Origin of the sequence: Streptomyces albipurpureus, assembly GCF_023701525.1 — a bacterium.
Lineage (GTDB): Bacteria > Actinomycetota > Actinomycetes > Streptomycetales > Streptomycetaceae > Streptomyces > Streptomyces albipurpureus.
The window spans coordinates 205,817-218,431 of record NZ_JAMQAW010000011.1; the positions used below are offsets into that span (position 1 = coordinate 205,817).

At 70.2% G+C, this 12,615-nt stretch carries 5 protein-coding genes; 3 read left to right on the forward strand and 2 right to left on the reverse strand.

Going from position 1 to position 12,615, the window contains the following annotated elements; all coding sequences use genetic code 11:
• Positions 1–78 precede the first annotated feature (78 nt).
• From NBG84_RS41110 to NBG84_RS15135, 3 genes are all read left to right on the forward strand, one after another.
• On the forward strand, positions 79–3,168 hold the full coding sequence (locus tag NBG84_RS41110) for a non-ribosomal peptide synthetase (RefSeq protein WP_250919949.1): 3,090 nt from the start codon (positions 79–81) through the stop codon (positions 3,166–3,168).
• Positions 3,168–8,828, forward strand: coding sequence for a non-ribosomal peptide synthetase/MFS transporter (locus tag NBG84_RS15130; RefSeq protein ID WP_250919950.1), 5,661 nt, complete (start codon positions 3,168–3,170; stop codon positions 8,826–8,828). The genes NBG84_RS41110 and NBG84_RS15130 overlap by 1 nt, the downstream gene beginning before the upstream one ends.
• Positions 8,829–9,172: 344 nt before the next feature.
• A complete protein-coding gene (locus tag NBG84_RS15135; RefSeq protein WP_250919951.1) occupies positions 9,173–9,556 on the forward strand; it encodes a hypothetical protein in 384 nt (127 codons plus the stop codon).
• A 244-nt stretch (positions 9,557–9,800) separates the two neighbouring features.
• On the opposite strand, the gene NBG84_RS15140 is transcribed toward NBG84_RS15135, so the two are convergent.
• Together NBG84_RS15140 and NBG84_RS15145 are read right to left on the reverse strand one after the other, a co-directional pair.
• Positions 9,801–11,240 (reverse strand): MFS transporter, encoded by a 1,440-nt coding sequence (locus NBG84_RS15140; RefSeq protein WP_250919952.1) that lies wholly within the window; start codon positions 11,238–11,240, stop codon positions 9,801–9,803.
• A 1,205-nt stretch (positions 11,241–12,445) separates the two neighbouring features.
• The coding region (locus NBG84_RS15145; RefSeq protein WP_250920068.1) for a heme-binding beta-barrel domain-containing protein at positions 12,446–12,615 on the reverse strand (170 nt) is incomplete at its 5' end.

Sequence of the window (12,615 nt, forward strand, 5' to 3'; positions counted from 1 at the left end):
GCATCAAGACGCCCGGCTCCGCCCCTTGCCCTCCCTACCCGCCCCGCCCCGAGCGCCCGGACTGACTGAGGAATCCCTGTGACCAGCATCCCTACCAGCCCTGCCCAGCAGGGCATTTGGGTCAATGAGCGGCTCGGCCCGCTCGGCTCCGTCCACCACATGCCGTTCGCCGTGCACTTCGAGGGGGTGCTGAACGAGGCGGCGCTGACGGCTGCCTGCGCCGACCTGGCAGCACAACATCCGGCGCTGTCCAGGGCCATCCGGGAAGAAGACGGCCTGCCCGTTCTGATACCGGCCGCGACACCGCAACTGACGATACGGCAGACGACGGCCGCGCGACTGACCGCGGAGCTGGCCGAGCTGAGCGCGGTGCCGTTCGACCTCGCGATCGGACCACCGGCCCGATTCACCCTGCTGCGGACCGATCGCACTCATGCCACCTTGTTGGTCGTGGCGCACCACATCGCCTTTGACGGCGCCTCCACCGATGTGTTCCTCCGCGACCTCGCGGCCCGCTACGCCCACCGCACCGGTGGGGGCCCCGCCCCCGCTCCATCCCCGTTGGCCACGGCGACGACCGGCGGCGAGGAGACGGCCGTGGGCCCGTTGGCCCTGGCTGCGGCGAGCGCCCACTGGGCCGATCGGCCGCTGCCCGAGGCCGCGGTGCTGCTCCCCGGCCTCCTTGCGGAGCCATCGGATGGCGTCGGACCCGGTGCGGCGGTGTCGTTCGATGTGCATCCGCAGCTGCGCGCCGATCTCGCGGTCACCGCCGAGAAGCTCGGGGTCACCCTCTTCGAACTGCTGCTGGCAGCGCTGCACACCCTGCTGTCGCGCTACGGCAATGAGCGCCCGGCGGTGGCGGTCGACCTCGGTACCCGCAGCCCCGAGACCGTTGACCGGATCGGCGTACACGTCAATGAGCTGCCCGTGGTCACGGCCCCCGAACCGAGACTGCCGTTCGGTGAATTCGCCCGCGAAGTGCGCACCGAGTTGCGCGCCGGCTATCCACACCGCGGGGTGCCGTTGGCCCGTGCCGTCCGGGGACTGCGCCCGGGCGTGGCGCTCGCCCCGGTGTCGTTCACCTATCGTCGCCGTATCGCCCCGGTCGAGTTCGTGGGGCTGAGCACCACCATCGACTGGGTGCTCTTTCCTGGCACCGCGCGCGGTGCGCTGCGGGTGCACCTGGTGGACGGCCCGGACCGGCTCGGGGTGCTGCTGATGTATCGGACGCGGCTGTTGGCTCACGACCGGGCCGAGCGCATCGGCGCCCATCTGCGCCAACTGCTCGCCTCGATAGTGGCCGCCCCGGGAGCCGCGCTCGCCGACCTGTCCCTGGTGGACGAGGCGGAGTCGGCACCGGTGCGCGGCCCGGCGGCCGCCCCCGAAGCGATGGGCGCCACTCTGCCTTCCCTGCTGATCGGCGCCTTCGCCTCGCACCCCGAGCGAGTCGCCGTTCATTCGGGCGAACTCACCTACACATACGCGCAGTTGGCCGCAGGCGCACGGGAGTTGGCCGGCCGGCTGGTGGCGGTCGGGGTCACACCGGGCACGGTGGTCGCCGTCTGCGCCGAGCGTTCGCCCGAGATGCTGGCCGCCGTGCTCGCCGTCACCCTGGCCGGTGGCGTGTATCTGCCCGTCGACCCAACGTACCCGAGCGAACGGATCGCCTTTGTGCTCGCCGACGCCGGGGCACCGGTCGCGCTGGCCCAGCGGCGCACGGCCGAGCGGGTCGCCGGCCAGGGCCGGATCCTGTTGCTCGATGATCTGTTGTGCACCGCTGGGGCCCCAGCGACCGATCCCGTTGTGCTGCCGACGGTGACACCGGATGACCTCGCCTATCTGATCTACACCTCGGGGTCCACCGGCCGCCCCAAGGGTGTCGAGGTGCCGCATGGCGCACTGGCCCATCTACTCCTCGCCTTCCGCGGTCAACTGGCCGCCACCCCTGAGGACAGCTGGCTGGCCGTCACCTCGCTCTCCTTCGACATCTCGGCCCTGGAACTGCTGTTGCCGCTGGTCACCGGCGGCCGGGTGGTGATCGCCGATGAGGCACAGGTCCGTGACGGCCGGGCGCTGACCGGCCTGGTCGAGCGGCACGCGGTCACCCATCTCCAGGCGACTCCGTCCGGCTGGCGGCTCATGCTGGACGCCGGGCTGAGAGCACCCGGCCTGACGGCACTCAGCGGTGGCGAGGCGCTCTCGCTGCCGCTCGCCCGACGACTGCGCGAGCGGGTGGGACGGCTGTGGAACGTCTACGGGCCGACCGAGACCACCATCTGGTCCACCAGCGCCGAACTGCCTCCCGCACCGCGGGAGGTGAGCATCGGCCATCCGATCGCGGGCACCACCGCCCTGATCCTGGCCTCGGACGGACGCCCCGTACCCCACGGCGTGGCCGGTGAACTGGCGCTCGGCGGCGCGGGCCTGGCCCGGGGCTACCGCAACCGCCCGGAACTCAACGCCGACCGCTTCATCACCCACACCGAGACAGGAGCGCGCTACTACCGCACGGGTGACCTGGCCCGGCTGCGACCCGACGGCGGGTTGGACTGCCTGGGCCGACTCGACGACCAGATCAAGCTGCGTGGCCATCGGATCGAACTGGGCGAGGTGGAGGCGCGACTCCAGGAGCACCCCGCGGTGGCGACGGCTGCCGTCGCCGTGCGCGGCTCGGCAGAGGAACCGCGCGGTCAGGTGCTCGCCGCCTACCCGGTCTGGCGGGTGGGCCTACCCATACCGACGACCGCCGAACTTCGTGCCTTCCTCGCCCTGACACTGCCGGATGTGATGGTCCCCGCGGTCTTCCATCCGCTCCCCCGACTCCCCCTGACGCCGAACGGCAAGACCGACCGGCGCAGTCTGCCCGAACCGGTCCATGAGCAGCCGACGAACGATCCAGCGAGCGTGACGGACCAGTCGGACGAGCCATGGGACGAGCTGACCACCGAGGTGGCGGCCATCTGGTGCGAAGTGCTGGGCCTGCCCTCCATCGGCCTGTACGACGATCTGTTCGACCTCGGGGCGCACTCACTCACCATCACCCAGGTCGCGGCGCGCATCAGACGTCGACTCGGCGCAGAGGTGCCCCTCCAGGTGTTCTACGACGAGCCCACGGTGGCCGCGGTGAGCGATGCCGTCACCCTTGAACTGCTGTCCGAGGAGAGCTGATGGAACGCGTGGACCACCCCGCACCCCCTGTTCCCATGCTCTCCACCGTCCGCCGGGCGCGGACGGCACTGACCGACGAGCAGCGCGCACTCCTCGCCCGCCGACTGCGCGAGCGCGCGAGGGACACCGGCCAGCCGCCGATCATCACCCCTCGCCCGCCCGGCACACCCGTACCGCTTTCACTCGCGCAGGAGCGGTTGTGGTTCGTCGAGCAGTTGACCCCGGGGACCGCGGCCTATGTACTGCCCACGGTCGGTCGGTTGCTCGGTCCGCTGCGGCCCGAGCCATTGGCCGAGGCGCTGCGCCTGGTCGCCGTTCGGCACGACACGCTGCGGAGTTCCTTCCCCGCCGGCGAGGAGGGCGGACCCCGGGTGCGGATAGCCCCGGCCGCCGATTTCACCGTGCCCTGGCAGCTGTACGAGCTGACCGATCTCCCCGTCGACAGCCGGGAGGAGGCCGCCCGTGCGCTGGTGGAGGCCGAGGTCGACCGACCGTTCGAGGTGGCGCAAGGGCCGTTGTTGCGGGCGGCGCTGCTGCGCCTGGACGTCGAGGACCATGTGCTGGTGATCTGCCAGCACCACCTGGTCGGCGATGGCTGGTCCGCCGGGGTGCTGTTGGACGAACTGCTCGGTGGCTACCAAGAACTGGCAGCCGGACGCCAGCCCGCACCGACCGCGCCCTCGCTCAGCTACGGCGACTTCGCCCACTGGCAGCGCGAGCGTCAAAAGCTCCCGCAAGCCGCCGCCGACCTCGGGTACTGGAGCGAGGCCATGGCCGGCGTGCCGCCGCTGGACCTTCCCGTCGACCGGCCCCGCCCCGCGCTACCGGAGCCCGGTGGGGCCACGTACAGCTTCCGGCTGGACCCATCGGCGTACCAGGCCGCCCGGGCGCTGTCCCGAACCAAGGGCACCACCCTCTACATGACGCTGCTGGCAGCCTTCCAAGTGGTGCTGGGCCGCTGGTCGGGGCAGTCGGACTTCGCCGTCGGCACCCCGTTCGCGGGCCGTCAGGTGGAGGAGACCGAGGGGCTGATCGGCCTGTTCAGCACCATGCTGCCGCTGCGAGCCGACTTGAGCGCGCCAGCGGACGCGAGAGAAGGGGGAGACCAGGAGGCCTCCCCCGACTTCGCGACCGTACTGGCTCGGGTCCGCACCGCCGCGCTGGGTGCGCAACAGCACCAGGAGACTCCGTTCGAGCGACTGGTCGAGGCGCTGGACCTACCGCGGGAGATGAGTCGGCCACCGCTCTTCCAGGTCTCCTTCGCCCTACAGAACCACCGCGCCCAGGAGTTCCGCCCGCGTGGGCTGGAATGGCGGACCTTTCCCTTCGAGGGCAGTGCCGTCCACCTCGACCTCGGTCTGTACTGCACCGAAACCGATGGAGGTCTCGACGCCTTCCTCACCTACCGCACCGATCTCTGGGACGCGGCCACCGTCACCCGGCTGGCCGGACACTGGCAGCGCGTGCTCAGGGGGGCTGCCGCCGATCCCTCCGCACCCGTCGACACACTCGAACTGCTGACGCCCGACGAGCGCCACCATCTCCTGTACGAGTGGAACGATTCCGCTACCGCCCTGCCATCGGCCGCCACCCTCGCCGAGGCGATCACCGGGCAGGTCGCCCGCACCCCGGACGCGACCGCCTTGGTGCACCGGGGCGAGACGTTGTCCTTCGCCGAGCTCGATCAGCGCGCCAACCGGCTGGCGCATCTGCTGTGCGCCGCTGGGGCCGGGCCCGACGCTCTGGTGGGAGTCTGTCTGGATCAGGGCCTGGAGCAGGCCGTCTGCCTGCTCGCGGTGCTGAAGTCGGGTGCGGCCTATGTACCGCTGGACCCCGAGCAGCCGCGCGAACGCCTTGGCCATATGCTGACCGACTCCGCGCCGGTCGTGCTGGTCACCACTCATGCCCACCGCGCCCTGCTGACCGGCTCGGACGCACCCGTCCTGCTGCTGGAGGAGGCACGGGGCCGACTCGCAGCCGCGCCCGGCACCCCGCCGGACAGTGACACGGGCCCGGACCACCTGGCCTATGTGATCTACACTTCGGGCTCCACCGGCACGCCCAAGGGCGTGGCAGTACAGCACCGCCAGGTGCTCACCTATCTCGCCGGGGTACGGCAGCGGTTCGCCGAGGCCGGTTTGCCGGACGGCGCACGATACGTCCTGCTCCAGTCGCTGGCCTTTGACTTCGGTCTGACCACCCTCTACCTCTCGCTCACCACCGGCGGTTCGCTGCATCTGCTCGATCCGCGCACCGGGGGCACCGAGCTCGCGGCCTATCTGGCCGACCAGCGCATCGACTGCGTCAAGCTCACGCCCTCCCATCTGTCAGCGCTCAGTGCCGAGGTGGATGACACGTCGGTGCTACTGCCGCGCCGGCTGCTGATCCTCGGTGGAGAGGCCTCCGGGTGGGAGTGGAGCCGTCAGCTCGCCGCGACCGGCGCCCGCACCGGCTGCCGGGTGGTCAACCACTACGGCCCGACCGAGGCCACCGTTGGCGTCACCACCCTGCTGATCGACCCGGACCAGCCGACCGCGGGACCCACCACACCGCTGGGGCGCCCGCTGCCGGGGGCCCGGATCTATCTGCTCGATCGGCATCTGTGCCCGGTGCCCGCCGGGGTGCCCGGTGAGCTGTGGATCGGCGGTGACCGGCTGGCGCGGGGCTACCTCGGCCTGCCGGAGCTGACGGCCGAACGGTTTCGCCCCGACCCCTTCGCCACCGAGACCGCCCTGGGCGCCGGGGCGCGCGGCACCCCCCAGGGGCCTGGCCCGGCCCGGATGTACCGCACCGGCGACCTCGCCCGGCTTCGCCCGGACGGCACCGTCGAGTTCCTCGGTCGCGGCGACCACCAGGTCAAGATCCGTGGCTACCGGGTCGAACTCGGCGAGGTGGAAGCCCATCTCGCCCGGCTGCCCGGCGTCGCGCAGGCCGTCGCCGCCGCCCGCGGGCCGGCCGGGGAACTCGCCCTCGTCGGCTATCTGGTGCCCTCGGACGAGACCACCCCGCCGCCGGTCGCCGAACTGCGCCGGCTGCTGGCGGAGAAGCTGCCGGACTATCTCGTCCCCTCCCGCTTTGTGCTCCTTCCTGAGCTGCCCCGACAGGCCCACGGCAAGGTCGACCGGCGCGCCCTGCCCGAGCCCGGAGCCTCCGGTTGCGCCGAAGACGCCGAGTACCTCGCACCGAGGACCGAGGTCGAGGAGATCATCGCCGGTCTCTGGGCCGGGCTGCTCGGCCTGGAACGCGTCGGCGCGCACGATGACTTCTTCGACCTCGGCGGCCACTCCCTGCTGGCCATCCGGATGGTGGCCGCCCTGCGCCGCCTGCTCGGTCCGCAGGCGCAGCTCACCCTGATGGACGTCTTCCAGGAGCGGACCGTGGCCGCACTGGCCACCCTGGCGGGCCGATCCGAACAGGAACGCGGCCCACGCCGTCTGCTCCATGAACTGACACCTCGTCAATCCCCGCAGTCCGTGCGACTCTCACTGGTCTGCCTGCCCTACGGGGGCGGCAGCGCCGTGGTCTACCAGCCGCTGGCCGACGCGCTGCCCGCCGGGGTGGCACTACACGCCGTCGCCGTCCCCGGGCATGACCTCGGCATGTCGGAGGAGTCACTGCCGCTGGAGGAGGTCGCCCGGCGCTGCGCCGATGAGGTCCTGGCCGGGGTGGCGGGACCGGTCGCGGTGTACGGGCACTGCGGGGTGGGCGCGGCGCTGGCCGTCGAGCTGGCCCGCCAGCTGGCCGCGGCGGGACGCGAGCCCGCCGCCGTCTACCTGGGCGGTATCTTCCCCTTCGCCCGGCCGACCGAGGGCCTCCTTGGACTACTCTCCCGCTTCTCCGTGCTCGACCGGCGGCGCAGCGGACGGCTCCATCTGAACTGGCTCCGCTCGATGGGGGCCGACCTGGAGGGCCTGGAGCCGGAGCAGCTGACCACGATCGTCCACAATGTGCGCGAGGACTCACGGGCCGCCGAGGCGTACTTCACCGAGCGGCTGGCGAGGCCCGCCACCGGGCTGGCGTCGCCGGTGGTCTCGGTGATCGGTTCGGCCGACCCGGGCACCGAGTTCCACCGTGAGCGGTTTCGGGAGTGGGGCTTCCTCGGCACCACCACCGCCGTGGCCGTACTGGACGAGGGCGGCCACTACTTCCTCAAGCACCGGGCGGCCGAGCTGGCCGAGATCGTCACATCCGTGCACCCGGCGGTCGTCGACGGCGACCCGGCCGGGCTGGCGCGCGAGCGCCGGCCCGAGCGCGCGACCTGGTGGTTGGACGGCGTCCACCGCGCGTCGGCCACCGCCGAAGAGTCAGCGGACGTGACCCGCACCCGGCGTGACACCCGACGGTTCGTCGCGGTGGCAGCCTCGCAGTTGGTCTCGCAGACGGGCTCCGCGCTGACCGAGTTCGCCCTCCCCCTGTGGATCTACCTCCACACCGGTTCGGTCGCTTGGTTCGGCCTCTTCGCCGTGCTCGGAATCGCGCCGGGGCTGTTGGCGGCGCCGGTACTGGGCGGTCTCGTCGACCGGATCGACCGGCGGCGGGTGATGCTGGTCTCCACCGCGGTCTGCGGCACCGCCGAGGCGGTGCTGGCGCTGTTGGACGCGTTCGGAAACCTGCGGCCCTGGCACGTGGGGGGTCTGATGGCGATTCTCTCCGTCTCACTCACCGGGCAGCGGCTCGCCTTCCAGTCAGCGATCCCGCAGCTCGTGCCCAAGCGCTACCTCGGCCATGCCAACGGCGTCGTCCAGATCTCGGGCGGTATCGCCCAGGTGGTCGCCCCACTGGCTGCGGTCGGCATGCTGGCCGCGATCGGTCTGAGCGGGGTCCTGCTCCTCGATGTGGTCAGCTACACGGTGGCAGCGGCGATTCTGCTGGTCGTGCGCTTCCCCCGCACCCTGCCGTCCCGGCGACGGGAGACCCTGCGTCAGGAGATCGTGGCCGGGTTCCGCTTGGTCATGGGGCAGCGCGGTTTCCGGGCGATGCTGGTGTTCTTCGCCATGCTCAATCTGTTTCTGCCGGTGCTCTTCCAGCTCGTCTCACCCCTGGTGCTGGGCTTCTCCAGCCTCGCGTCGGTGGCCACGGTGTCACTGGCCGGCGGAGTGGGCGCACTGGTCGGTGGACTGGCGATGGGCATCTGGGGCGGACCGCGGCGTCGGCGGATGCGCGGCATGCTGCTCGTGGTGCCGGTGCTGGCACTGTTTTGCGTACTGACCGGGCTGCGCCCTGATCTGCTCATGGTCGGCGCCGGGGTGTTCGGGATGTCAGCGTCGCTCTCGCTGCTCAACGGCATCTACCTGACGATCGTCCAGGTGAAGGTCCCCCAGCGGTTCCATGGCCGGGTGATGTCCCTGAACCAGTTGGTCGCCTGGTCCACCCTGCCGATCGGCTATCTGCTGATCGCCCCGCTCGGTAGCGAGTTCCTGGAAGCGTTGATGGCTCCGGGCGGCGGACTGGCCGACACCGTGGGTGCCCTGCTGGGAACGGGTTCCGGCCGTGGCATCGGTCTGCTCTACCTCCTGCTCGGAATCGCGATCCTGGTACTCGGCGCGGTGTCGCTGCGCATCCGCGCACTGTCCCGGTTCGACCAGGACGTACCGGACGCGCAGGCGGACGATCTGGTGGGCCTGGCCGCGCTCACCTCCGACCGCCGCGAGCCGGAGTGAACCGGGTGGGTGCGCTTCTGGCCGCGCCGACTATCTGTCTACGGTGCTTTCGCGTCAGCCCTGGCCGAGTTGTGACTCGACAGCGGAATCTCGCCCGTCGATCATGGCGCGCAGAACTAGGCAATGTGCTGAGGGAGGCCGCCAGGATGAGTGTGGGCGACGCGGAGGACTCATTAGGCCGGGAACCGACGCGACACTCCAGGGCGGGCGGAAATCCTCGCCCCGATGGTGGTCCCGCGAGCAACCCCGGTCCCCCACCGGCGTATCGCCCCTGGGTGCAGGGTGCTCCTCAGCCGACGGGCGGGGCGGACCTGCCCCACGCCGTCAGGTTCCTTCGGGGACTGATGCTGGCCATCGGGGGGATACAGGGCATCATCGGACTCGCCATGGTGACCAACAGCGTCGACATCGCCACGGCCATCTGGGGCGAGCGGCCGGACAGGCTCTTCGAGAAGAGCCATGAGAACTCGGGGCTCGTCGTCTTCTTCGGGGTACTCATGCTGGTGATGGCCGCGTGGGCGATCGCCACCTCCCTCAGATTCGGCGACCGCCACCCTGGCCTGTTGGCTTCGACCCGCGCCTACGGTTGGGCCCTGCTGGCCGTGGTCCTCTTCCTCGGACTGTTCATATCAGCCCTCGGGCTGGTCTTTCTGATACCGGCGATTCTGCTGGTCGTCCGCTCGAGGAAGCCCGAGTTCCAGTCCTGGTTCGACCGTCGGCCCCACTGACCACGGGACTGATCAGCACCGCGCGGAAGCACTCAGTGCGATGCGGGCTCGTACGCGCCGAACCACCGCCAGAAGCAGACCGGGGAGCGGAGCGCTGCTGACCTGGTGCCGTTCCCCGTAACCCTTCGGTCGGCCCCGCTGTGGCCCCTCCCCCTGTGCGACAGGGGGAGGGGCAGCCGAAGCCTGGTGTCCCGCCACGACCGGCGCGACAGCGAACACCGCGCCCGCGGACAGCCGGTGAACGTCAGGCCCGGTACGGAACGCCTGAGGTTCGGCCCGCGCCGGCTCGCTCGTCCGTGCTGCTGATCGGCTTCACATTGCGGGTGAACAGAATGGCGAACGCGGAGAGCAGGATGGGCAGACAGCCCCAGATCAGACCGGACCGTATCCACGCGTCGGCCTGCTCCTGCGAGCTGGACCCTGCGGCCGAGAGCGTCGCGGTGAAGAGCGCGCCGCCGATGATCGCCCCCACCTGTCCCAGCGCGTTGATGAACGAACTCCCGGTGGCCCGGGTCTCCACCGGGAACGACTCGCCCGTGAAGAACAGCATGGCCGCATAGGGACCGATGAGGAAGAAGGTACCCACCGCGTATGCGCTGACCAGCAGCGGGAAGTTGCCGGCCGGCCCGAGAACCATGATCGTGAAGCATAAGGCCGAGATCAGCCAGCCTGCGAAGATCGTCGTCCGCCGGTTGATGCGGTCGCCCAGCCAGCCGTGGAAGAGGTATCCGAGGAACCCGGCGGCATTGGAGACGATGAGGACCTCCAGTGCTCCGGTGAAGGAGACCTCCTTGCCGTTGACCAGGATCAGCGTGCCCTGGAAGGCGAACGCCAGGATGCCGAGCCAGTTCAACAGGAACGCGGCCGACAACGAGACGGTCGCTCTGAGCGACTCCCCCCGGAAGAGGCCCGCGAGCCCCGCCTTGTGCTCGCTGTGGTCCTGGCCGGTAAGCCTGGCCAGTTCGGCGGCGTCCTCATCCCGACCCTCCGCCTTGAGCTCAGCGACTCGCCGTTTGGCGACGAAGACCGGGCTCTCCTTGAGCTTGCGCCCCGCGAACAGCATGAAGACCGCCGGGAAGACCGCCACGATGAAGCACAGTTCCCAGCCGCCGATCGGTTCCAGGATGTAGATCGAAAGCGCGGCCAGAACCGCGCCGACGGGCCAACCTCCCTGCACGATGGAGAACAGGAAGCCACGGCGTTTGACGGACTTCTCGTCCGTGTAGACATGCGCGAACATCTCGTTGAGATAGGTCGCGTTGACGGCCTGTTCGCTGTATCCGACGCCGGCCAGCGCACGGATCAGTACGAGCAGGACGATGCCCGCGGTCCCGATCGCACCGGCCGCATAGCCTCCGAACCAGGTCAGCAGCGAGGCGACCGCGGCCCCCACAACGCAGCCCACGATCCCGGCGCGCCGCCCGAACCTGTCCACGAAGGGGCCGACCAGAAGAGCGACCAGAGCGGTGCCCGCGGTCACCCAGGTGTTGATGCCGGTGGCGCGTGCACTGGTCCAGCCCAGTTCATCGCTGATGACGGGCAGTAGGTTCGCGAAGAGAATGAAGTCGTACACGGCGAACGTCCAGGCCAGAAAGCATATGACGATCGAACGTCTGACGTCCTTCAGCGTCACACTCGCGTTGATGCGTTCAACCTCGTGTTGAACGCTGGGAAGAGGGGGCATGACATGGCTCCTTGCCGCACCAGGGGGTGCACTGGAAGGTGCTGGAGGTCCCCCTGACGCACTGGGCTGCGATCGCTGGGAAGTGTCCGCTCTACGGCGAGAGCGCCTTCCAAGTCACCCCGCGCGGGGGGCGTAGTGAAGTGCTCCTTGATGTCCGGGCGATCCGTGCCCGATGCAGGAAGGGGATGTGGCAGCAGCCTCGTCCGGGTGGAGTCGGCGGCGTTGGTGCCGATGGGCCCCTGGGCGAGCAGATCCTGCTCAGGACCGGGGACGGCATGGGTGGATTCGTGGATCTCGTCGCCACCGGCCCTGGTGGAGATGGCAACGGGGTTCTCGCTGGAGATCCACTCCAGCGATGCCATGCCAGGTCCGGGTCCCCTGCCCACCGCCAGACACCTCGACGACAAGTCCGTCCATCCCTGTGTTGTGCTCGGGCGGAAAGGGCCGGAGCGGGGTCCGATGCGGGTGCGGCCGACCGCTGGCAGCGGAGTGGTGAGGTTCCCGGCACGCAGGACCGTATACCCGCACGGAGTGAGCGAAATGCGTACCCGGCCCCGTCACCCAACTGATGGGCCCGGCGCCGGGCGGGCGAGGGTCACCGCATGGGAGCCGCTGGCCTTCCGAACGGGACCCCGAGGGTGGCTCTCACCGACGAGGACCACCGGCGGCCGAGGCACACCGCGGGGGATGGTGCACCCGGGCGAGGCCTCCCAACACCGTCGGCGGGGGCAGTAGCAGGCGAAGGACAGACCGCGCGCCCCAAGGTCACTCCAGCAGAACCTTGTTGCCATGGGCTGATCCGGATGGGGTTCTGGTCGGATTCGCTTTCGTTCCCCCGGGCCGGGGGAACGGCTTTGGGAGCCATCGATGTCTGGGGGTCCCGGTGGGGGTACGAGCTTCACCGCACTCAGGCCCTTCGCACCGCATCACGACGTGATGTACGGCATCGACTGCCCCGACGCGGACCCCACCACCACCGCAGTCCCCCACCGCAACCGGAGGACCGGGGGTCTTCGAACCGCGGCTGATCCATGGCAGTCGGCGCCCCTCTTCCACCCACTACCCGGATCACACTCCCGCACCGCCCCTCCGACCACCCCCGGTCACCAACTCCACAGTCACCAACCGCACAGTCACCAACCCGTGCAACCTGCTCCACAACGAACACAGGGGCAACCGCACGGCCAATGGTCATCAGCGCTGCGTCACTTACCACTGTCCTGGCGTCGTAGCTGTGCCGACAGGTGGTGTTGCAGCGGTAGGCCGACCGCTGCCAGGTCATGGACGAAGGTGAGCGTGTCGTCGTCGGTCAGGGCGTAGCGACGGCGGGTTGCGTTGACCTTCTTGGCTGTGGGGGTGAGAGCCACCTCGTGGG